Genomic DNA, 21,126 nt, shown 5'->3' with positions numbered 1-21,126 from the left:
TCTCCTATTTTTGCAAAACACTTAACGTTACTAGTAGTATTATGGCCGATTACGCCACCGACTACTGTTCCATAAGAAACATAAGGAAACTTCTATGCTCGAATTACTGAGTGAACACGCCTGTTTCGGCGGCGTTCAACGCTTTTACCGCCACGACTCGCGCGAGATCGGCCTGCCGATGCGCTTCTCCGTGTTCATCCCCGCCAACCCGGACAATGCGCGCCTGCCGGCGCTGTTCTACCTGGCCGGCCTGACCTGCAACGAAGAAACCTTCATGATCAAGGCAGGCGCCCAGCGCTTTGCCGCCGAGGCCGGCCTGATCCTGATCGCGCCGGACACCAGCCCGCGCGGCGCCAACGTTGAAGGCGAATCGGACAGCTGGGACTTCGGCGTGGGCGCCGGCTTTTACCTGGACGCCACCAAGCCTGAATGGAGCAAGCACTACCGCATGCAAAGCTACATCCACGAACTGCGCGAGCTGGTCATTGCCGAGCTGCCGGTGGACGGCGCGCGGGTCGGCATTTTCGGCCATTCGATGGGCGGCCATGGCGCGCTGACGCTGGCGCTGAAAAATCCGCAGGCGTTCAAGTCGGTGTCGGCCTTCGCGCCGATTGCTGCGCCGATCAAGTCGCCGTGGGGCAAGAAGGCGTTCACCGGCTACCTCGGTGACGACCAGGAAACCTGGGAGCAGTACGACGCCTCGGTCTTGATGTCGCGCCTGCAGACGCCCTTCCCGGCCGGCATCCTGATCGACCAGGGCCTGGGCGACAAGTTTCTCGCCGAGCAGCTCTATCCGGACGTGTTCGAGGCGGCCTGTCGCAACGCATCGCAGCCACTGGAATTGCGGCAGCATGCGCTGTACGACCACGGCTATTACTTCATCGCGACCTTCATCGAAGACCATATCCGCTTCCACGCCAGGAACCTGGCGTAAGCGATGCGATGACAAGCAGCGCCGGCGCCGTTGCCGAGGCGCGCAAGTGGCGCCTCCCTCCCTGCCGGGACAGGTGCTACAGCTTGATCTCGGTACCGAGCGCCTTGAGGAACTGCGCCAGCCACGCCGGATGGGCCGGCCACGCGGGAGCGGTGATGAAGTTGCCGTCGGTAATAGCCTGGTCCACCGCGATGTCGGCATAGGTGGCGCCGGCCAGCTTGACCTCGGGCGCGCAGGCCGGGTAGCAGGCGATGGTCTTGCCGCGTATGACCTCGGCGGCGGCCAGCAACTGGGCGCCGTGGCACACCGCCGCGATCGGCTTTCCGGCTGCGGCAAACTCCTGGACGATGGCAATCACGCGCGGATTGAGGCGCAGGTACTCGGGCGCGCGGCCGCCGGCAATTGCCAGCGCATGGTAGTTGGCGGTATCGACCTCGTCGAAATTGGCGTTCAGCGCAAACAGGTGGCCGGGCTTTTCGGTATAGGTCTGGTCGCCTTCGAAATCGTGGATGGCGGTTTTGATGGTGTCGCCGGCGCGCTTGCCCGGGCAGACGGCGTGGACGACATGACCGACCATTTGCAGCGCCTGGAATGGCACCATGGTCTCGTAATCCTCGGCAAAGTCGCCGGTCAGAAACAGGATGTTTTTGGCTGTCACGATAGATCCTTTCGAGTGAAAGAAAAAAGGCCACGACGTTACCGCCGTGGCCCTCGATACTACCGTGTTTTGCTGCCTTAAGCGGCAACCTTGCCAATCACGTTACGAATGGTGGAAGCCAGATCTTCGGCCGAGAACTTGGCCACGTACGCATCCGCGCCCACGCCCTTGACGTGATCCTCGTTGGTCTTGCCTGACAGCGAAGAGTGGATCACCACCGGGATCTTGGCAAAACGGGCGTCCTGCTTGATCTTGCGCGTCAAGGTAAAACCGTCCATTTCCGGCATTTCCAGGTCGGTCAGCACCATCGCCACGCGGTCGCTGACCGGTACGCCTTCAGCCTTGGCGCCATCGGCAATCGAATTGAGGCGCTCCCAGGCTTCCTTGCCCGACTTGGTCATGATGAAATGCACGCCCATCGCTTCCAGGCCTTTTTCGATCAGGTTGCGCGCCACCACCGAATCGTCGGCAGCGAGCACCACGGAGCCTGGCTTCAACAGCACTTTCGGGCCGATGGTTTCCATGTCCACGTCTTTACCATCGGGCGGCACCAGCTCGCGCAAGATGGTTTCCACGTCCAGCACCTGCGCCAGGCGGGTGTTTTGCACATCGCCATCGACGCGCGCGATACTGGTGACCTTGCCGCCGGCGGTACCTTCGGCCGTCAGCACCTGGCTCCAGTCGAGGCGCACGATTTCTTCCACCGATTCCACAGCGAACGCTTGCGTGGTGCGCGCGAACTCGGTAACCAGCATGATATTGAGACCAGTTTTTGGGGTCACACCGACGATGCCCGGCAAATCGAGCACCGTGATAATTTGACCGCGCAAATTGACGACGCCCAGCATGTGTGGCGGGGATCCGGCCACAGCTGTCACTTCAGGCATCGCCACGATTTCGCGGATTTTGAAGACGTTAATACCGAACAATTCCGAGTGTTCGCCATTGGCGTCAGCGCCGAGGCGGAACAGCAACAGTTCGAATTTGTTGGAATTGGTCAAATTACTGCGTTCATCCACTTCCTGCTGAACTGATTTCATAGATCGTCTCCGTCGGGTGCGCAGAACAGCGAGTCCACCGCGGACCCCTGCTGCCATTGCCTGAGAAGTATAACGTTCGCAACACTGTTACGGAGCACTTTCAGTGGCGTAATCTTGTCCTACAGCACGATAAACAACGGTCTGTGAGGCAACATTGTCAATTCAAGCAGGGATTTGAGGTGAATGTGGATTGAATGATTTTCCCTGGGCCATAGTGGGGAGCTTTTGGCGAAGCTCGATGTCTAATGTGATCAAGGTCTGGAATTATTCAGCAGCTGATGTAGTCATCTTCTCTCTCGCCGTTGGCCACCAGATTCGCAACTAAATTTCAGTTGCACTTCACCGATACGGGTTACATAATCTCATGTCCAAGACCGCAAAGCTCGTTGCACGAATGATATGCATACCCGCTGATTTCACTTGGGATGAGTTGTGCACTGTGCTCGCCGGCTTCAGTTTTACGGAAGGGAAAGCTGGAGGTGGTTCGTATCGCACCTTCACGGATAAGCACGGTCGAAAGATCTTTCTACATGAGCCACATCCCGGAAAAATTATGAGGCGATACGCGGTACGGGAAGTTGTCAGTAAATTGAAGGAATTTGGTCTGCTATGAGGACGTTATCATGAGTGACATCACCTTGAACTACAAGGGCTACTGCGGCTCTATCGAAACCAGCGTCGAAGATGACTGTTTGTTTGGAAAAATACTCTTCATAACAGATCTCGTCACATATGAGGCGACAACACCGGCACAGTTAAAATCGGCGTTCGAAAACGCCGTGGACTTATACGTTGAACAGTGTAGTGCGCAAGGCCTGCAACCTGACAAGCCTTTTAGCGGCACGCTGAACGTTCGACTCACGCAGGAAATGCACCGCGCAGCGGCGATCAAGGCTGCTGGCATGGGGCAGACGCTCAATGAGTTTATCAAACAATGTATATCGCTCGGGATCGCGCTCGACACAAGCAATATTGGCCGAGGCGGCAAGCCCGCAGCCTGAACCTCAATCACAACGATCAAAGTTCTCCCGCAACAGCTTGTACTGCGCCGCCACCATCGGTGGATTCGGATCGTGGCCGGCGGCGGGCACCAGCACGAATTGCTTGCGCGGTGCTTCAATGAAGTCGAAGTAGCGCCGACTCTGGTCGGCCATCGTCAGCAGATCCTCCTGGCCCTGCACCATGTAGAACGGCACGGCAAACTTCGGCCCCAGATGGTAGAGGTCGATCGAATAGCCGATGCCGTCGCCCTTCATGCCGACGAACTGCAGCCAGGAATAATCCTCGCCGGCCATGTAGTCGGCCTTGGCCTTGGGCGTTTCGTACTCGGGCGGCGTTACCCACCACGAGGCGGGTGCTGGTGTGGTCACCAGCCGCTCGTACTTGACGATCACCCGCCGCAAGATGCCGGCGTTGCGCGGGTTGGTCCACGGCGGCGGGCCGATGGCGTCGAGCTTGGCGATCGAATCGGCATCGTTGGCAGCGCGGGCGCGCGCCAGCGTGGCGCTGTAGCTGCCGTTCTGGCCGAATTTGCCCACCAGTTGCGATGAGCTGATGTAGCCGCAGAACATGGCCGGATCGGCCTTGGCCATGTTTACGCCCAATACCGAGCTCCACGAACCACCCATCAGGATCACTTGCTTCCTGCCGAAACGCCTGGCCGCATAGCGCGACACTTCGATGCCGTCATCGCGCAGTTGTTCGATGCGCAGAGGGACGTCGTCGGACAACGGTGTGCGGCCGTACGTCATGCCGGAACCGCGTTGATCCCACTGGACGATGGTGTAATGCTGTTCCCACGGCTGGTACACAGCGTCGGCAAACGGCGTGGTCGGGTTGCCGGGGCCGCCATGAATCAGCACGATGATCGGGTTGGTACAACTACTGCCCTTGATGCGCACCCACTGGTCCATGCCACCGATGCGCACGAAGCCTTTTTCGTCGACGGCCTGATTGGCCTTGGTGCAGACGGTGTCAGCCAGCATGCCGAAATCCGGGGTATCGGCGGCTTCTGCTGCCGGTGACGAGAGCAAGACCAATGATGTTGCAACCAGGGGAGCGATAAAGCGGCGTGCCATGCAGTTTCTCCATTCACAAGAAAATTCATTATGAATAAAAAAACAAGCCTTGTCACTTGCAAATGACGGCTACAAAAAAAGGACCCGCAGGTCCTTTTGAGCGATACACAGATTCAACGACCTGCGCATCTGAATGCTGGAGCGGGAGAAGAGTCTCGAACTCTCGACCTCAACCTTGGCAAGGTTGCGCTCTACCAACTGAGCTACTCCCGCTTAGAGAGGCAAGATTATGACAGAACTTTTTCAAAAACACCAGTGCCCTCTGCTATCCCTTTGCCAAGTTCTTACCGTGCGCCCCATCGGTTAAACTTCATACCATTTAGCAATGGTAATGAAGGACTGGAATGGATTCGATTGAAATTGTGCTGGTCATGCTGTTGGCCGTGGTGGCCAGCGCGTACCTGATGCGGCTGCTGCCAAGTGCGATTCCGCTGCCGCTGGTGCAGATCGCGCTGGGGGCCCTGATCGCTGCCAAGTCCACGCACGGCGTGGAACTGGAGCCCGACCTGTTTTTCCTGATTTTCCTGCCGCCGCTGCTGTTCCTCGACGGCTGGCGCATCCCCAAGAGCGGCCTGCTGCGCGACAAGGGCACCATCCTCGAACTGGCATTCGGGCTGGTGTTCTTTACCGTGATCGGCGCCGGCTTCCTGATCCACTGGCTGATTCCCGCCATGCCGCTGGCCGTGGCTTTTGCGCTGGCGGCCATCGTCTCGCCCACCGATCCGATCGCGGTCAGTTCGATCGCGTCCAACACGCCGATCCCTAAGCGCCTGATGCACATCCTGGAAGGCGAATCGCTGCTCAACGACGCCAGCGGCCTGGTGTGCTTTCGCTTCGCGGTGGCCGCTGCCATGACCGGCGCGTTTTCGATCGGCAGCGCCAGCCTGACGTTTGTGTGGGTGGTGATCGCGGGCCTCGGCTCCGGCGTGGCCGTCACCATGGTCGTGACCTGGGTGCAGCGCTGGCTCACGCGTCACTTCGGCGAACCGGTCGGCTCGCCGATCCTGGTCAACCTGCTGCTGCCGTTCGGCGCCTACCTGGTGGCAGAGCGGCTCAACGCGTCCGGCATTCTGGCGGCGGTAGCGGCCGGCGTGACCATGAGCTACGTGGAGCTGAGCGGCCAGGCCATGGCCAATACCCGCATCCAGCGCTCGGCCGTGTGGGACACGGTGCAGTTTGCGCTCAACGGCATCATGTTCGTGCTGCTGGGCGAACAGCTGCCCGACATCTTCAAGGGCGCCCGCGCCACCATTGAGGAAAGCGGTCACCTCAACCCGTGGTGGCTGGCGGTGTACGCGGTGGCCATTACCGGCGGCCTGCTGGTGCTGCGCTTTGCCTGGGTGTGGGCGTCGCTGCGGCTGACCATTTTCAAGCAGCGCCTGCGCCATGCGCCGGGTCCGCAAATCAAGTGGCGCCTGGTGATGGCCACCACGCTGGCCGGCGCGCGCGGCACCATCACCCTGGCCGGCGTGCTGACGCTGCCGCTGCTGCTGCCCAATGGCGAACCATTCCCCGCCCGTGCGCTGACCATCTTCCTGGCCTGCTCGGTGATCCTGCTGTCCCTGCTGATCGCCAGTATCGGGTTGCCGCGCCTGCTCAAGGGCGTGACCTTCCCTGCCGAGCCGGAAGAGCAGCAGGAGGAAGACCTGGGGCGTCGCGCCGCCGCCACTGCCGCACTCGAAGCGGTCAAGGATGCACAGGTCAAGCTGATGGAGTCGGGCACCTGCGTCGATCCGAATGTGTATCCGGAAGCGGCGGGCCGCGTGATCGCGTTCTACGAGCACCGGCTCAAGGAAGTGGCGCCGGAAAAGGAAGGCGCCTGGCGCCGCACCGATTCGGCCGAACGCGAGCTGCGCCTGGCGGGACTGAAGGCAGAGCGGCGCGTGGTGTTCGACCTGGCGCGGCACGACAAGATCTCGGATTCGATTTCGCGCAAGCTGGTGCGCGAAATCGACCTGATGGAAGAGCGTTACAAGTAAGCGCTAAAAATTCATCGGGGCCGACGCATCTTGCAGCATGTTCTCCGCCGCCTCCGGGCGGCCGAACAGGAAGCCCTGGAAGTGCGAGCAGCCCTCGTTTTTCAGTTGCAGGAACTGCGCCTCGGTTTCCACGCCCTCGGCCGTGGTCTTGATCAGCAGGCTGCTCGACAGGCCGGTGATGGCGCGGATGATGGCCATCGCCTCCTTGCTGGTGCCCATGTCGCGCACGAACGATTTGTCGATCTTGATGCGGTCGAACGGGAACGAGCGCAGATAGCTGAGCGACGAGTAGCCGGTGCCGAAATCGTCGAGCGAAATCGCCACGCCCAAATGCTTGAGCGCGCGCAGCGTGCGGATATTGCCGTCGCTGTTGTCGAGCAGGACCGATTCGGTGATTTCCAGCTCCAGCCGCGCCGGGTCCAGGCCCGAGTCGGCCAACGCCAGCGCCACCACCTTGACAAGGTCGGTGCATTTGAATTGCACCGGCGACAGGTTGACCGCCACCACCGCATTATTTTCCCAGCCCACCGCCTCCTGGCACGCCAGGTTCAGCGCACGCACGCCGATCTCGTGGATCAAGCCGGTTTCCTCGGCAATCGGAATGAACTCCATCGGCGGGACCAGCCCGCGCGTGGGATGCTGCCAGCGCATTAGCGCCTCGTAACCGGAAATGCGGCCGTCCGATTCGATCACCGGCTGGTAATGCATTTCGAGCTGGCCCTGGTGCAGCGCGCGGCGCAGTTCGGTTTCCATCTGGCGCCGGTGGCGCGACGCTTCTTCCAGCTCCGGGCGGAAGACTTCGAAACGATTGCGGCCGTTGCGCTTGGCTTCGTACAGCGCCATGTCGCCGTAGCGCATCAGCTCCTCGCCGCTGGCAGGCTCGGTGGCAGTGGCCTGCGCGATGCCCACCGACAGCCCCACCGAAAAACTGTGACCGTCGATCAGGAACGCCGGCGCCACCGCGTCGATCAGGCGCTGGGCCGCGAGCCGCGCTTCATCGAGCCGTTTCACGCGCGGCAGCACCACGGCAAATTCGTCGCCCCCCAGGCGGGCCAGCGTGTCCTGCTCGCGCAGCGATTTTTTCAGGCGCTTGCCCAGCGCCAGCAGGATCTTGTCACCAAAAGCGTGACCCAGCGCGTCGTTGATGTTCTTGAAGTTGTCGAGGTCCAGGCACAGGATGGCGGTGCCGGTCTCGCTGCCCTCCCCGTCCAAGATGGCTTGCTCCAGGCGGGCATTGAAGAAGGCGCGGTTGGGCAGGTCGGTCAGGCCGTCGTGCTGGGCCATGTGGTGGATTTGCGCGTAGGCGGCCAGTTCCTCGGTGACGTCCTCGGTAATCACCAGCACATAATCGCCGCCCTCGTCGGGCCGGCTGCCGATCGCCACCCGGCTGCGCAGGTGGCGCGGACCGATCGACGTCTGCACCAGGCTTTCGCTGTCCACCCGCTCCGCTTCGGACAGGTCGCCCGAGGTCTGGCGCGCGATGTACGCGGCGATTTCAGATGTCAGGCACTGGCCGGGGGTGCGGCCCACCATGTCGTGGCGCGGCTGGGCGAACAGCAGTTGCGCCTGCTGGTTGGCCAGCAGGATTTCGCCGGTGGCGCGGTCCAGCACCAGCACGCTGGCCGGAATATTGGCGATCACCGAATCGAGGAAGCGCGACATGCCGGCCATCTGCACGCTGTACTGCTCGGCCATCTCTTTCGCTTCGATCAGGCTCAGTTGCTGCTGGCGGCGCTCGGTGACATCGCGCGTGATCTTGGCAAAGCCGAGCAACACGCCGCGCTGGTCGCGGATCGCCTCGATCACCACGCTGGTCCAGAAGCGGCTGCCGTTCTTGCGCAGGCGCCAGCCTTCCGCTTCGAAGCGGCTGTCCTGGCGCGCAATCGACAGCGCGCGCTGCGGCAGGCCCACAGCGCGATCCTCGTCGCTGTAGAACAGGGCGAAATTCTTGCCGATGATTTCGTCCGCCTGATAGCCCTTGGCGCGCTCGGCGCCGGCGTTCCAGTTGATCACATGGCCGTCGGGATCGAGCATGTAAATGGCATAGTCGGAAACGCCTTGCACCAGCAGGCGATACATCAGGTCGGAATTAACGGCAGTCATAGCATCGAGGTGTTACATGGGGAATATCCAACTATACAGCAATTAATTCCACGCAGAAATTTTGTAAATTATCACCTCAAAATTCGTTACTTTTGTGACGCATCAATGGCTTGGAATGTGAAGTCGTTCAGCCGCACCGTGCCGATGCCGGCGCAATACACGCCCAGCTTCAGACTGAGAAAGCCGCCGAACACGTTGTGGTGGATGCCCGATACTTCCATGCGCGTACCATGCAACGTCCAATGGCGTCCGCCATCGTGCGAGTAATGAAAGGTGATCACGTTTTCCACGTTGGTCAGGCGCACCCGCACCGTCGAGGTGGCGCGCTGCACGCGGGCCCATGTGTGCTCTTCGGCGTACTGGAAAGTCTTGATGGTGTCCGGCGCAAAGCTCAGTCCCACAAACGCCTTGCTGTTATAGAACAGCAGCAGGCCGGCCTCCGCCTGCCCGTCCAGGGTGAGTGTGATTTCCGCCTGGTACGAGCGCTCGCCCACCCCGCAGGTGAGCGGCCGGCTGTCGGCCGGCGTAAGGCCGCGCCCGGCAAGTTCCAGCCCATGCTGGGTATAGCGGGCGCGGCGCGACTCGTCGGACGCGGGATCGTGGAACGCCCATTGCACGCCCATGCGGTTGCTGCCGAAGTCGTCGGACAGCGCATGGCCCGAAGGTCCGGCCTTGCCTCCGCGCGGTTTCGGCAACGGCCGCGACAAATCGCCGCCCAGCGCCCGGAACCAGCCGTCGGCAGTCCACTCGATCGGTTCGAGCAGGGTCTGGCGGCCCAGCGTGCGGTAGCCGTTCTCGTAACCGTGATAAATCATCCACCAGTCGCCGGCTGGTCCTTCGACCAGCGTGGCGTGGCCGCGCGACCACCAGGGCTCGGCGGTACTGGTGGTGCGCACCAGCGGATTGTGCGGGCAATGCTCCCACGGTCCGTGGATCGACGCTGACCGCGCGGCAATCACCATGTGGCCGGTGACCGGCCCGGCAGTGCCGCCCACTGCCGTCACCAGGTAGAACCACTTGCCGCGACGTAGCAGCTTCGGGCCTTCCGGCGCGAAGTTTTCCACCACCCAATCGACCGGGTAGCGCCATGGCTCGTAGGCCTTTTCCAGCTGGCCGTCGGTGGCCAGGCCGTCGTCGGTGAGGCGGATCTTGCGGATGCCGTTGACGAACAGGTAGCGCTTGCCGTCCTCGCCCACCACGTGGCCGGGATCGATGCAACCGGCGATCTTGAGATCGACCGGCTCGCTCCACGGACCGGCGATGTCGTCGGCCCAGATCGCGTAGATCGACCAGGCATCGCCGTCGGGCGCGGCGGGAATATAGATGAAGTAGCGGCCGTTGTGCTTGCACAGGTCCACCGCCCACACGGCGCCCAGCGGCTTGGTCAGGGCGGCGGTTATCGGCCGCCAGTTGACCAGGTCGGTCGAATGCCAGATCACCAGGCCGGGGTACGAGTAGAACGAAGAGTACGTCAGGTAGTAGTCGCTGCCGTCCTTGAGCACGGTCGGGTCGGGATGGTCGCCAGCAATGATGGGGTTGCGGTACAAGCCGTTGCCGAGGTCGGCCTGGCGCTGCCCTTCTATGCCTTTGCCCCAGCTTGGTGAGGGTGGTAAGGTGCAGCCAGCCGCGCCTGGGTTGGCAGTGGCGTTGGCGTTGGCATTGGCGTCGGCGGCGCCTGCGCCTGCGCCCGTTCTGGTGACGGTGCTTGCGCCTGTGCCTGTACCTGTGGCGCTGCGGCTGTTGCTGGCGGCATTAACGGCGGCAGCGGTGGCAGCCAGCGCGGGCACGGCCGATAGCGAGGCGGCGCCAGCCAGCATAGTTTTAAAGGCCTTGCGGCGGGCGTCATTGGTCATCATGAATCTCCATCATTATTGTGACCACAGAGTATCTGAAAACGATTTCATCAGCAAGGTGACGTTTGACAATGCGGCAAGAATGACCAATCATGGCCGCCATGTCCGCCAAGTTCCAGAGTCGCACCAGGCTCAACCTCGCCATCGCCTGGCTCCTGTTCTGGAGCCTGATGACCGCCACTGCCATCCAGGAATTCATCCGCGACGGTGGCGGCGCGCTGTGGAAGCCGATCTCGTGGGAAGCGACCTCGTTCCTGGCAGTGACGCTGCTGCTCTACCTGCAACGCCGTTACACCGCCCGCTACGATGACCTGGTCGGTTCGCCGGTGCGGTGGTTTGCGCACCAGCTGGTGTGGCTCCCCGTGTACTGGGTGGCGTTCACGCCGCTTGCTTTCGGCATGCGTCACCTGCTGTACGGCATGGCCGGCGATGTTTATACCCACGAAGCCTGGCCCGAGGTGCTGCTGTACGAGAACGTCAAGATGACGGTGTTCTTTTTCATCTTTGCCACGATTACCTTCGGCATCCTGTCATACCACGCCATGCTCAGCGAAAAGCTCAGACTGGAACGGGTGAACGCCTCGCTGCGCGAAGTGCAATTGCTGCGGCTCACTCAGCAACTGCAGCCGCACTTCCTGTTCAATGCCCTCAACACCGTCTCGTCGCTGATGCACACCGACGTGGACCGCGCCGACGCCATGCTGATCCAGCTGGCCGACGTGCTGCGCGCCACGCTCGACGTGGGCGAGCAGCACCAGGTGCCACTGTCAACCGAACTGCGCCTGCTGCGCGGCTATGCGGCGTTGATGGCCGAACGCTTCTCCGACCGCGTCAGCATCGCCTGGCAAATCGACGAAGTGCTGCTGGACTGCCCGGTACCGGTGATGAGCCTGCAGCCACTGCTGGAAAACATCTTCAAGCACACGGTGGAGCGGCGACGCCAGCCAACCGCCATTGCCATCACCGCGCACCGCGAAGACGGGTTGCTGGTACTGCGGGTGGAGGATGATGGCGGGCGGTTGGCGACGGCGAGTGACGCTGGCGACAACACCGGCATCGGCGTGCGCAATTTGCGCGAGCGCCTGGCGACCGGGTACGGCGCCGGGGCGACGTTCAACCTGATCCAGCTTGCGCCTGCCGGCGTGCGGGCGGAAATGCGGCTGCCATGCGGATCCTGATCGTTGACGACGAGCGCCCGGCGCGTGACAAGCTGCGGCGCCTGCTGGAGCAGGAGCCGGACATTACTGCCATCGGCGAAGCGCGCGATGGCGTCGATGCGCTCGAACAATTGCCCGCTTTCGCGCCCGACCTGCTGCTGCTCGACATCCAGATGCCGGAAATAAACGGCCTGGACGTGGCGGCCTCGCTGCCGGTCCCGGCGCCGCTGGTGGTGTTCGTCACTGCCTACGACGACTACGCCATCCGCGCCTTCGACGCCAACGCCATCGACTACCTGCTCAAACCCTACGACCAGCAGCGGCTGCGGCGCGCCCTGGACCGGGCCCGCGCGCGCTTGCCGCACGGTGCGCTTGCGTCGCCGTCTGCTTCGCCAAGCCCTGCCTTGCCACGCGCTGCTTCGTCGCTCTCTGCCTCGCCACCCTGTACGCCGTCCACGCCTTCAGTACCGATTAATCCGGTCACGCCAGCCGCAACGCCGTCGTCAGCCACATCGCCAACCCTGCCCGCCCCGGTACAACTGCTGGTACCGGAACGCAGCGGGATACGCGTGGTGCGGGTGCAAGACATCCAGTGGATCGAAACGGCCGACAACTACGTGGTGCTGCATACGGCCGATGCCCAGCCGCTGATGCGCCAGACCCTGGCCGGCCTGCTCGACAAGCTCGGCCCGCGCTTCGTGCGCTGCCACCGCCGCGCCGCAGTGCAGTTGGACTGGGTGGCCGGCATTGAGGTACTCGACAAGGGCGACGGCGAACTGCTGTTGCGCGGCGGCGCCCGGGTGCCGTGCTCGCGCCAGTTCCGCAACGAGGTGGTGGCGCGGCTGCAAGCGGGCACGGTGTTAGGCGACGTCCCTGGCGCACCCGGCAGCTCCAATAATTCCAACTCGCCCCACCGGCATCCCGGTTCGCCCCACGACGCTGGACCCTGAGCGGACGGCCGCATAAGCTGGCTCCATCGAACCACGCATCCCCCACGGAGCCAGCATGCACAACCACCAACGCCTGTATTTTCTCGACTGGATCCGCATCATCGCCTTCCTGGTGCTGATCCTGTACCACACCGGCATGTACTATGTCAGCTGGGACTGGCACGTAAAAAGTCCGGATGCCGGCCATGCCATCGAACCGCTGATGATCCTGTCTGCGCCTTGGCGGCTGGGCTTGCTGTTCATGATCTCGGGCGTGGCCACCGCCTTCATGCTGGGCAAACTGCACGTCGGCAAACTGATGGCGCAGCGCAGCTGGCGCCTGCTGGTGCCGCTGGCCTTCGGCATGCTGGTGATCGTGCCGCCGCAAGCGTACTTCGAGGTGGTGGAAAAAGTAGCCTACCAGGGCGGTTACGGCGACTTCCTCAAGCTGTACATGACCAGCTACGACGGCTTTTGCCGGGGCGACGATTGCCTGGCCATGCCGACCTGGAATCACCTGTGGTTCGTGGCCTACCTGTGGGTGTACACGATGGTGTTCGGCGCGCTGGCCTGGTTGGCGGGCAAGCGCCTGGCGGCGCTGTCGAACCTGGCAGGCCGCGTGCTGGCCGGCTGGAAGCTGGTGCTGCTGCCGGTGATTGTACTGGTAGTGGCCCGCTTGACGCTTTCCGCAAGCTACCCCAGCACCCACGCCCTGGCTGGCGACTGTTACAACCATGCGCAGTACTTTTACCTGTTCGTGCTGGGCGCGCTGCTGGCCAGCCAGCGCCGCGTGTGGCAGGAAGCCGACCGCCTGCGCTGGACCTCGCTGGGCATGTGGCTGGGCAGCTGGGCCATCCTGGTGGTGTGCTACACCATGCCGCCCGAACTGATGCGCAGCCCGGCCGTGGCGCCGTGGCGCCCGGTGATGGGCGCAATCTATAGCCTGAACCAGTGGGTGGCAATCCTGACCGTGTGCGGTTACGCCCACCGCCACGTGACCGCCGACAGCGCCCCGCGCCGCTACCTGACCGAAGCCGTCTTCCCCGTGTACATCCTGCACCAGACCCTGATCGTGACCATGGCGCACTGGTTCAAGCCGGTCGGGCTGGCGCCGGCCGTGGAAGGCGCGGTGTTGGTGATCCTGACCGTGACCATCAGCTTTGCCGTGTTCGAGCTGGTGCGGCGGGTGGCGGTGCTGCGGCCCTTGTTCGGGCTGGGCAAGATGCGCCGGGCAGTGCGGGATGCGAGCCATGTCCAAGCCCCCGCTCAGGCCAGCGAGGCGCTGGCGCCCACCTTGCTGGCTACCTTGCCGGCAAGCTCGCTGGCACCGTCAGCGGCCACGTCGGCGGCCACGCCGGCCAGCACCTGCGCATAGACTGCCGTGAGGCGCTGCGCCACGCTGCGCCAGGTGTAGTGGCGATGGGCGCGGCGCCAGCCCTGCACGCCGAGGCTGCGCGCCTGCACCGGGTTGGCGTGCAGGCTAGCCAGCCGGTCGGCCAGCGCTGCCGGATCGTGCGGCGCGACCAGGTAGCCGGTTTCGCCATCGAGCACCATGTCGTCGATGCAGCCGGCCGCCACCCCGACTACCGGCGTGGCGCACGCCATGGCCCCCAGCACCGCCGCACCAAAAGCGTTGTAGCACGACGTGGCGACGCAAACGTCCGCCGCGCTATACCAGTGGCGTAGCGCGGAAGCCGGCTGCGGCCCCAGGAAAGCAACCTCGACATCAAGCCGGCCTGCCAGGTCGCGCAGGCGCTGAAACTCGCCCAGATGCGATAACTGGTGCGACTGGACCGATGGGTGCGACTGATTGGGCGACTGCGACTGGAATGACTGCTGCGACCGGGTTGACCGCGGCGTCTCGCATGGCTGGTGCGACAGCAATGCATCGAGCGGGCGCGCCAAATGGCCACCCTCGTCCGGCATAGCCGCGCCGAGCACCAGCAGCCGCGCCGCCACCGCGTGCCGGTTGGCCAGTTGCGCCATGCCCTCGATGGCGGTATCAATGTCATGCCCGGACCCCAGCCGCCCCACGTACAGCGCCAGAAAGGCATCCGACGGCAATCCCAGCAAGCCCCGCGCGCGCAGCCGCACCGGCCAGAACAGCGCAGGGTCGAAGCCGCAGGGCACAATGTCGATACGGGTGTGAGCCCGGCCCGGCAAGCCTTGCAATGCATCGCGGTGCTGGCGGCACAGCACCAGCACGCTGTCGGCATCTTTCAGTAGTTGCTGTTGCAAGGCGACCGCCGCCGCGCTGCCCTGCTGCGCCGGCGGCGCGTGCAGCGTGACCACATACGGCACGCCCAGCGTGCGCCGCAACTGCTGCGCCGCGCAACCGGACCGCAGGTCGCAGGCGTGGGCGATGTCGTAACCGCCGCGCTGGCGCCGCGCAAAGCCCACCATGAAACGCCCGAACTGCTCGATATAAGGTTGCAGGGGTTCGCGTCCGAACACGCCGGGCGGACCGGCCGGCACGTGGATGATGCGCACATTGGGCCGCCAAAAATGGACCTGGGGCTGTTCGATACGGTAGCGGCGGGTGAAGATATCGACCTGGCAGCCGAGCGCGCCCAGCTCCGAACCGAGTTGGCCGACGTAGAAGCCGAGGCTGTCGCAATCGACGCTGCCACTAACGGCCAGCGGCGATGCGTACGAACTGATGAGTGCAATTTTCAGCATGGGGGAACTCCTGGTTATCATGCTTGGAGTTCCTCCGGGGCGGCGCGGTTCCGCCTGCGTGAGCCTGATTAGATCTGGATCAAGGTCTGCTGAAATGCAGCGTGTGGACAGGCGGCCCCGGCAAAAGCGGCGTGGCCCGTCCCGCCACCCAGTCGTCGCGGCCATCGAGAAAGTATGGCGACAGCGGATGGCCGCTCTGGCCGCCCGGCATGTTGAACAGGCCCTCATCCTCGCGTCCCGGCGCCACCGTCAGCCGCTCGGACGCGCCAAAAGTCGGGCCCGCCACGCGCGGCATGTGCTGGTCGCCGGCCATCATGTCGGGCGCCACTTTCAGATAGCGCCCCAGCACCGGTATCGATGCGGCCATCGGATGCGCGCTGGCGGCGGTGTTGCGCTGGCCCCAGGTGGCGTCGGCCAGGCGCCGGCCGTCCTGCGTCAGATCGGCGATCACGCGGTCCAGCGCCGCCAGTTGCACCGCTTGCCAGCTGGCGTGACCCGGCGGCAGCCAGGCCGGCGGTTGCGCATCGAGCAGGCGCGCCACCACCACCGGCCAGCGCGCGCTGACTGCCGCCATGCCGGCCTTGGGATCGAGGGCGGGCAACTGCTGGTCGGCGCCCCCATACAGGATGTCGTACAGCGCATACATATAGCCGCGCGTGAGACGGTAAGCCACCGAATCGACGCTGGCACGGCCGGTCCAGGTGGACCGCAGCAGCGCCAGCGCCTCGGCGCGCAGCGGCTGGCCGGCCACCGCTCGCGCATCCAGCGCGGCGATAGCCCGGTCGCGCCACGGCGCCAGGAACAGCGCGCGGTCGTCGAGCGCCACCGCGTACACTTGCCTGACGCCGGTGCGCGGTCCCAGCGCGGTCAAGCCGTCGCGCACCTGGCGCGAACGCGCACCGAGGTCGTAACCGCCGTCGCCCAGCAGCGCTGCGCCGGCGCCATTCAACTGGCGGCTGTTGGCGGTAAACAGCTGGCCGCCGGCCGGATCGATCAACTTGGGATAGGCGTCCGCCGCCAGCCAGCCCTGCCAGGCGGCGGCAGGGTCGTCGCCGTGCAGCGGGTAGCTGGCGTCCATTGCATTGATCGCGCGGCGTGGAATGCGGCCGGCGATGGTCCAGCCGATATGGCCGCCGCTGTCGCCGGCCACCATGTTCTGCGCCGGGATGCCGAGCGTGGGCGCCAGCGCCAACGCCTGTTCCACCGTCGCTACGCTTTCGAGCAAATGCGCACGGACATTGACAGCGCCCGGCTGGTGCGCGGTCCAGCGCACCGCGTAAGTTTTGCCGTCGGCCTCGCGCAGCGGCCCGAGCGAGGTATCGCGCACTGTCAGTGTTTGACTTGCCTGCCCCTTGACGATAATGGTCTCGTGGTGAACCACCGGGGTCTCCAGGCCGGCCGGGGTGCGCACCTGCCCCGGATGGGCCGGGTCGGCATCGACTTCGACCAGGTCCAGGTAGTCGCCATAACTGTTGGTAAAGCCCCATGCTACCTGGCCATTGCTGCCGACGACCACCACCGGCGCGCCGGGCAATGTCACGCCCACCACGCGCCGCTGTCCACCCTTGCCATCGGCGAACTGCAAGGCGGCGCGGTACCAGATCACCGGCAGTTGCAGGCCGAGGTGCATATCGTTGGCGACAATGGCCGCGCCGCTGTCGCTGCGACTGCCAGCTACCGCCCAGTTGTTGCTGCCCACGGTGTTGAGCCAGGCCGTGGACGGTTGAGCGAATGGTACGAGCGAGGCGGTGGACGATTCGGCTAACGTCGGGACCAGGGCGATGGAAGGTTCGGCTCGCGGCGCCGTCGCGGAAACGGCCGAAGGAGCGGCCAAAGCAAGGCGGCGCGACGCCTGCAAGCCTGGCGTGCGCGGACGGCCCCACCATGCGGGCGCGGTGGCGGGTATCGGCGCTTCGTCGCCGCTGACGGTGGCAGCGTCTAGGGGCGCATCCCATGGCGTAAATGACGGCGCCAGGAAAGCGCGCTGGGCATCATCGGTGTGGTCGCGCAGCCAGCCGCGCGCCAGCTCACGCGGCAGCTGGTTGCCCTGCAAGTCGAAATACATGGCCCAGATTACCAGCAGCGAATCGGCGGCGCGCCACGGACGCGGTGCGGCGCCCGTGAGCACATACTCGAACGGCCTGGCGCCGAGCGCGCCCAGGCCGGCGTTGACGCCGTCGGTGTAGCGCGCCAGCAGTTGCTGGTCGCCGGCCGGCAGCGCGGCCAGCGCCAGGTCGGCGCGGGCGCGCAGGCGGTGCAGGCGGTGGGCCTGGTCGGTGGGCAGCGCTCGCAGTCCGAACAGCTCCGACAGCTCGCCGGCCGCCACCCGGCGCAGCAGGTCCATCTGGAAGTAGCGCTCCTGGGCGTGCACGAAACCGGTGGCATACGCCACATCGAGCCGGCTCTCACCGCTGATGACAGGCACGCCATGCTGGTCGCGCGCCACGCTGACCGTGTCGTGCAAACCGGTCGCCGTCCGCATGCCGTCCAGCGCGGGCAGGCTGGCGCGCAGGTACAACCAGCCACCGGCCACCGCCAGCAGCATCAGGCACACCACGGCCAGCAGCACCCGCCCCGGCCATTTCCACCACCGCTTGTTGCGCATACGTCCTCGCGACCATGATTGACATGCCGGCCAGTGTGCCAGAGCCGCGCCAGGCGGGCAATCGCGCCGGAGACCGGAAGCGCAGATTTCGCCAGCCATGTGCTTGCCGACGGTGTGTGCCATTTGTATCGTGGTAGTGGTAAAGTTTACCGAACATGACTATCTGGCCGCCGCGCCCCGACCGACCATGCTTGCAGCACCGATACCCGCCAACGACAAGGAACGCCTGGCTGCGCTGCGCGCGCTGCTGATCCTCGATACGCCACCGGAAGAGCGCTACGACAGGATCGTGCGCTTCGCGGCCGAAGAATTCGGCGTGCCGATCGCGCTGCTGTCGCTGGTCGATGAAAACCGCCAGTGGTTCAAGGCCCGCGTGGGGATCGACGCATGCGAGACCCAGCGCGACATCTCGTTCTGCGGCCACGCCATCGTGCAGCCCGATATCTTCGTGATACCCGACGCCCGCCAGGATCCGCGCTTTGCCGACAATCCGGTCGTCACGGGCGAGCCGCGCGTGATTTTCTATGCGGGCGCGCCGCTGCTCGAGCCATCGGGCCACGCCATCGGCACGCTGTGCCTGTTCGACCACGAGCCGCGCACCCTGGATACCACCGAACTGGCGATCCTGGCCAGCCTGCGCGACCTGCTGCAAGAGGAACTATCGGGAGGGAATGACCATGCCTGAACGTCCACGCAATCCGATCGACATGCTGCTGGTGGAAGAACAGCCGTTGCTGCGCAAAACCGTGTCGATGACGGCACGCTCGCTGGGCATGGGTACGGTGCACGAGGCGGCAACCGCCGAAGCGGCCGAAAAGCTGCTGCGCGAACGCAGTTTCCAGGGTGCGGTGATTTCGCTCGAATGCGGCGCCTTTGGCGGCGCCGCCCACAATTTCACGCTGCTCGACCGGGTACGCGGCGGCATGTCGGCCAGCCGCGCGACGATCCCGATCGCGGTGATGGTGGACCATCCAACGGCGGCGCTGCTGCAGGAATTGCGCAGCCGCGATATCAGCCGGGTAATCGTGAAGCCGTTCCGGGCCAAGGTGCTGCTCGATACGTTCGCCAGCTTCGGCTAGGCGGCAGCGCTCAATAAATCTCGCGCGCCACCTCGCGCACGTACCGCAACAACAGCTCCGCCCCCGGCGACATCAGGTGACCATCGACCATGATGATGCCGTAGGCGTCCATCCGGCACGGCAGCTCGATCGGCAGGATGTTCAACACCCCCTGCGATTCGTAGTACTGCGCCACCGCCACCGGCATCACGTTCAGCGCGTCGGTCTGCTGCAACAGCGGCTTGATCATCAGCACCGCCGTGGTGTCGATCACGTTGAACGGCACTTCCAGTCCCGCGCGGCGGAACATCAGTTCGCACCGCGCACGCAGGATGCTGCCTTGCGGCGGCAGGATCCACGGCTGCGACGAGATGTCGCGCAGTTGCAGGTTGCGCGCTGCCAGCAGCGGATGGCCGGGACGCACCACCGCGCATGCCGGCTCGTCGCCCAGCTCTTCGTAACTCAAGCCCTGGGCGCTCTGGCGCTCGGGTATGCGGCCAATCATGAAATCGAGGCGGCCCCGCTGCAACTGCTCGAGCAGCACGTTGGACTGCTCCATCTCCACGCCGATGCGCAGGCGCGGCGCGGCCTGCTTGGTGCGCGTGATCGCCTGCGGCAGCAGCGCGATCCCCGGCGTCATGATGGTGCCGATATCGACCTGGCCGGCCAGGCCGGCCTTGATGGCAACGATATCCTCGTGCGCCAGCGACAGGCTGGTGAGCGCCATGCGGGCGTGACGTATCATCGTCTCGCCGTAGATGGTCGGCTCCATGCCGCGCGGCAGACGGTCGAACAGCTGCACGCCCAGCATCTCTTCGAGATCCTTCAATTGCTTGGAGGCGGCCGGCTGCGTCATGTGCAGCTCTTCCGAGGCGCGATGGATGTTGCGCTGTTCGTCGAGCGCGATCAGGAGCAGCAGCTGCCGCGTCTTGAGCCGTGCACGTAAAAACCAGTTTGGGTTTGTTTCCATAGGAAAATGATATCACAAACGGTATAGATTTTTAGTCAACACCGTTTGTTTCGATATCACTCGTTCACTTGCCGCAAGCAGGGCTGGGGTTGGCTGCAGGGCCTTCCTTGGTCTGCTTGATGTACGGGATGGTGCCGTCAGCATTGTAGGTGAACTCTTCCACCGCCACCGAGCGGCGGAACTCGCCACCGCCGGGCAGCTTGTCGTTGTGGTACACGATGTACGACTTGCCGTTGAATTCGATGAACGCGTGGTGGATGGTCTTGACGATTTTATTCTTCGACATGATCACGCCGCGATAGGTCCACGGGCCGGTGGGGCTCGGGCCGGTCATGTACGCGGTTTCTTCCGGATACTCGCGCGAGTACGACAGGTAGTAGATGCCGTTGCGCTTGTGCAGATACGGCGCCTCGGTGAAGCGGTCCATGCCCACGGTGATGATCGGGCCGTCGAGCTCCATCATGTTCTTTTTCAGCTTGGCGTATTTCAGCACCGTGTTACCCCAGTACAGGTAAGCCTGGCCGTCGTCATCGACGAATACGCCCGGGTCGATATCGTCCCAGAAGATCGGCGACTCCTTGGTCATGTCGTTGGTGACCAGCGCCGAACCGCGCACATCGACAAACGGACCTTCCGGCTTGTCGGCCACGGCCACGCCGATGGCGCGGCCGGGAATGGTGGCGTGATCGACGGTGGAATAGAAGTAGTATTTGCCATCGCGCTTGACGATGTCCGAGGCCCAGGCATCCACCTTACCGATCGCCCACTTGAAGGCAGACGGCTTGAGCGGCACGCCGCGGTCGGTCCAGTTCTTCATGTCGCAGCTCGAGTACAGGCGCCACTCCTTCATCACGTAATCCTTGTCCTTGAGCGTGGCTTCGTCGCGGCCCACGTACAGGTAGGCCACGCCGTCTTCCACGAAGGCGGCCGGATCGGCGGTGAAGATTATAGGGAACAGCGGATTGGCAGCATGCGCCACGGTGGCCACGTTGGCGGCAGCAAAGGCCACGCCGGCAGCAATGATGGCGGCAATTTTCTTCAGTTTCATGTACAACTCCTAAGTCTCCGAATGGCTCGTATGGT

At 63.9% G+C, this 21,126-nt stretch carries 18 protein-coding genes and 1 tRNA gene; 9 read left to right on the top strand and 10 right to left on the bottom strand.

What is annotated here, in order from left to right; genetic code table 11:
- Positions 1 to 94 precede the first annotated feature (94 nt).
- Complete coding sequence (gene fghA, locus ASF04_RS18080; RefSeq protein ID WP_056144577.1) at positions 95 to 934, top strand: S-formylglutathione hydrolase; 840 nt, start codon at positions 95 to 97, stop codon at positions 932 to 934.
- Positions 935 to 1,010: 76 nt separating this feature from the next.
- Here fghA and ASF04_RS18075 read toward each other — a convergent pair whose 3' ends face one another.
- Both ASF04_RS18075 and ASF04_RS18070 read right to left on the bottom strand, forming a co-directional pair.
- A complete protein-coding gene (locus ASF04_RS18075; RefSeq protein WP_056144574.1) occupies positions 1,011 to 1,592 on the bottom strand; it encodes a DJ-1/PfpI family protein in 582 nt (193 codons plus the stop codon).
- Positions 1,593 to 1,669: 77 nt separating this feature from the next.
- Positions 1,670 to 2,632 carry a chemotaxis protein gene (locus tag ASF04_RS18070; protein ID WP_056144570.1) on the bottom strand — a complete coding sequence of 321 codons (963 nt, stop codon included), beginning with the start codon at positions 2,630 to 2,632 and terminating at the stop codon, positions 1,670 to 1,672.
- A 364-nt stretch (positions 2,633 to 2,996) separates the two neighbouring features.
- On the opposite strand from ASF04_RS18070, the gene ASF04_RS28805 reads away from it, so the two are divergent.
- Both ASF04_RS28805 and ASF04_RS18065 read left to right on the top strand, forming a co-directional pair.
- Positions 2,997 to 3,245, top strand: coding sequence for a type II toxin-antitoxin system HicA family toxin (locus ASF04_RS28805; protein WP_082488834.1), 249 nt, complete (start codon positions 2,997 to 2,999; stop codon positions 3,243 to 3,245).
- A 10-nt stretch (positions 3,246 to 3,255) separates the two neighbouring features.
- Complete coding sequence (locus tag ASF04_RS18065; protein ID WP_056144778.1) at positions 3,256 to 3,633, top strand: type II toxin-antitoxin system HicB family antitoxin; 378 nt, start codon at positions 3,256 to 3,258, stop codon at positions 3,631 to 3,633.
- Between the two features lie 3 nt (positions 3,634 to 3,636).
- Here the strand turns inward: ASF04_RS18065 and ASF04_RS18060 are convergent, their stop codons facing one another.
- A complete protein-coding gene (locus tag ASF04_RS18060) occupies positions 3,637 to 4,710 on the bottom strand; it encodes an alpha/beta fold hydrolase (RefSeq protein ID WP_200931107.1) in 1,074 nt (357 codons plus the stop codon).
- A gap of 137 nt (positions 4,711 to 4,847) precedes the next feature.
- A tRNA-Gly gene (locus ASF04_RS18055) sits at positions 4,848 to 4,923 on the bottom strand.
- Positions 4,924 to 5,054: 131 nt separating this feature from the next.
- Here ASF04_RS18055 and ASF04_RS18050 point away from each other — a divergent pair.
- Entirely contained in the window at positions 5,055 to 6,689 is a 1,635-nt protein-coding gene (locus ASF04_RS18050; protein WP_056144567.1) for a Na+/H+ antiporter, read from the top strand.
- A 3-nt stretch (positions 6,690 to 6,692) separates the two neighbouring features.
- On the opposite strand, the gene ASF04_RS18045 is transcribed toward ASF04_RS18050, so the two are convergent.
- Together ASF04_RS18045 and ASF04_RS18040 are read right to left on the bottom strand one after the other, a co-directional pair.
- A complete protein-coding gene (locus ASF04_RS18045; protein WP_056144564.1) occupies positions 6,693 to 8,792 on the bottom strand; it encodes a GGDEF and EAL domain-containing protein in 2,100 nt (699 codons plus the stop codon).
- A gap of 86 nt (positions 8,793 to 8,878) precedes the next feature.
- A complete protein-coding gene (locus ASF04_RS18040; RefSeq protein WP_229205098.1) occupies positions 8,879 to 10,648 on the bottom strand; it encodes a family 43 glycosylhydrolase in 1,770 nt (589 codons plus the stop codon).
- 89 nt (positions 10,649 to 10,737) lie between these two features.
- Here ASF04_RS18040 and ASF04_RS18035 point away from each other — a divergent pair, with 89 nt between their 5' ends.
- Genes ASF04_RS18035 through ASF04_RS18025 form a run of 3 tightly spaced genes read left to right on the top strand, consistent with a single transcriptional unit; the run spans position 10,738 to position 14,106 of the window.
- Entirely contained in the window at positions 10,738 to 11,823 is a 1,086-nt protein-coding gene (locus ASF04_RS18035; protein ID WP_229205097.1) for a sensor histidine kinase, read from the top strand.
- The gene (locus ASF04_RS18030) at positions 11,811 to 12,752 is read left to right on the top strand and encodes a LytTR family DNA-binding domain-containing protein (RefSeq protein ID WP_056144561.1); all 942 of its coding nucleotides are present in this window, start codon (positions 11,811 to 11,813) and stop codon (positions 12,750 to 12,752) included. Before ASF04_RS18035 ends, ASF04_RS18030 begins: the two co-directional genes overlap by 13 nt.
- Positions 12,753 to 12,807: 55 nt before the next feature.
- The gene (locus tag ASF04_RS18025) at positions 12,808 to 14,106 is read left to right on the top strand and encodes an acyltransferase family protein (protein ID WP_056144558.1); all 1,299 of its coding nucleotides are present in this window, start codon (positions 12,808 to 12,810) and stop codon (positions 14,104 to 14,106) included.
- Here the strand turns inward: ASF04_RS18025 and ASF04_RS18020 are convergent.
- Positions 13,998 to 15,410: a glycosyltransferase gene (locus ASF04_RS18020; protein ID WP_056144555.1), complete on the bottom strand. Its 1,413-nt coding sequence runs from the start codon at positions 15,408 to 15,410 to the stop codon at positions 13,998 to 14,000. The two genes, ASF04_RS18025 and ASF04_RS18020, sit on opposite strands and share 109 nt — an antisense overlap.
- A gap of 79 nt (positions 15,411 to 15,489) precedes the next feature.
- Complete coding sequence (locus ASF04_RS18015; RefSeq protein WP_056144552.1) at positions 15,490 to 18,015, bottom strand: penicillin acylase family protein; 2,526 nt, start codon at positions 18,013 to 18,015, stop codon at positions 15,490 to 15,492.
- A 187-nt stretch (positions 18,016 to 18,202) separates the two neighbouring features.
- On the opposite strand from ASF04_RS18015, the gene ASF04_RS18010 reads away from it, so the two are divergent.
- A complete protein-coding gene (locus ASF04_RS18010) occupies positions 18,203 to 18,700 on the top strand; it encodes a GAF domain-containing protein (protein ID WP_082488846.1) in 498 nt (165 codons plus the stop codon).
- Entirely contained in the window at positions 18,693 to 19,094 is a 402-nt protein-coding gene (locus tag ASF04_RS18005) for a response regulator (RefSeq protein ID WP_056144767.1), read from the top strand. The genes ASF04_RS18010 and ASF04_RS18005 overlap by 8 nt, the downstream gene beginning before the upstream one ends.
- Before the next feature lie 10 nt (positions 19,095 to 19,104).
- Here ASF04_RS18005 and ASF04_RS18000 read toward each other — a convergent pair whose 3' ends face one another.
- Positions 19,105 to 20,043 carry a LysR family transcriptional regulator gene (locus ASF04_RS18000; RefSeq protein WP_019922415.1) on the bottom strand — a complete coding sequence of 313 codons (939 nt, stop codon included), beginning with the start codon at positions 20,041 to 20,043 and terminating at the stop codon, positions 19,105 to 19,107.
- 64 nt (positions 20,044 to 20,107) lie between these two features.
- The gene (locus tag ASF04_RS17995; protein ID WP_056144542.1) at positions 20,108 to 21,091 is read right to left on the bottom strand and encodes a glycoside hydrolase family 43 protein; all 984 of its coding nucleotides are present in this window, start codon (positions 21,089 to 21,091) and stop codon (positions 20,108 to 20,110) included.
- Between the last annotated feature and the right edge of the window lie 35 nt (positions 21,092 to 21,126).

The sequence above is a fragment of the Duganella sp. Leaf61 genome (assembly GCF_001421905.1).
In the GTDB taxonomy this organism is placed as follows: domain Bacteria; phylum Pseudomonadota; class Gammaproteobacteria; order Burkholderiales; family Burkholderiaceae_D; genus Rugamonas; species Rugamonas zoogloeoides.
Note: the sequence above shows the minus strand (reverse complement) of the source record. Positions and strands in the feature narration are given on the sequence as shown.

Excerpts from the sequence above, each read along its gene's own strand:
- fghA (WP_056144577.1), top strand. The coding sequence starts at position 95 with ATGCTCGAATTACTGAGTGAACACGCCTGTTTCGGCGGCGTTCAACGC.
- ASF04_RS18070 (WP_056144570.1), bottom strand. The coding sequence starts at position 2,632 with ATGAAATCAGTTCAGCAGGAAGTGGATGAACGCAGTAATTTGACCAAT.
- ASF04_RS28805 (WP_082488834.1), top strand. The coding sequence starts at position 2,997 with ATGTCCAAGACCGCAAAGCTCGTTGCACGAATGATATGCATACCCGCT.
- ASF04_RS18065 (WP_056144778.1), top strand. The coding sequence starts at position 3,256 with ATGAGTGACATCACCTTGAACTACAAGGGCTACTGCGGCTCTATCGAA.
- ASF04_RS18060 (WP_200931107.1), bottom strand. The coding sequence starts at position 4,710 with ATGGCACGCCGCTTTATCGCTCCCCTGGTTGCAACATCATTGGTCTTG.
- ASF04_RS18050 (WP_056144567.1), top strand. The coding sequence starts at position 5,055 with ATGGATTCGATTGAAATTGTGCTGGTCATGCTGTTGGCCGTGGTGGCC.
- ASF04_RS18045 (WP_056144564.1), bottom strand. The coding sequence starts at position 8,792 with ATGACTGCCGTTAATTCCGACCTGATGTATCGCCTGCTGGTGCAAGGC.
- ASF04_RS18040 (WP_229205098.1), bottom strand. The coding sequence starts at position 10,648 with ATGATGACCAATGACGCCCGCCGCAAGGCCTTTAAAACTATGCTGGCT.
- ASF04_RS18035 (WP_229205097.1), top strand. The coding sequence starts at position 10,738 with ATGGCCGCCATGTCCGCCAAGTTCCAGAGTCGCACCAGGCTCAACCTC.
- ASF04_RS18030 (WP_056144561.1), top strand. The coding sequence starts at position 11,811 with ATGCGGATCCTGATCGTTGACGACGAGCGCCCGGCGCGTGACAAGCTG.
- ASF04_RS18025 (WP_056144558.1), top strand. The coding sequence starts at position 12,808 with ATGCACAACCACCAACGCCTGTATTTTCTCGACTGGATCCGCATCATC.
- ASF04_RS18020 (WP_056144555.1), bottom strand. The coding sequence starts at position 15,410 with ATGCTGAAAATTGCACTCATCAGTTCGTACGCATCGCCGCTGGCCGTT.
- ASF04_RS18015 (WP_056144552.1), bottom strand. The coding sequence starts at position 18,015 with ATGCGCAACAAGCGGTGGTGGAAATGGCCGGGGCGGGTGCTGCTGGCC.
- ASF04_RS18010 (WP_082488846.1), top strand. The coding sequence starts at position 18,203 with ATGCTTGCAGCACCGATACCCGCCAACGACAAGGAACGCCTGGCTGCG.
- ASF04_RS18005 (WP_056144767.1), top strand. The coding sequence starts at position 18,693 with ATGCCTGAACGTCCACGCAATCCGATCGACATGCTGCTGGTGGAAGAA.
- ASF04_RS18000 (WP_019922415.1), bottom strand. The coding sequence starts at position 20,043 with ATGGAAACAAACCCAAACTGGTTTTTACGTGCACGGCTCAAGACGCGG.
- ASF04_RS17995 (WP_056144542.1), bottom strand. The coding sequence starts at position 21,091 with ATGAAACTGAAGAAAATTGCCGCCATCATTGCTGCCGGCGTGGCCTTT.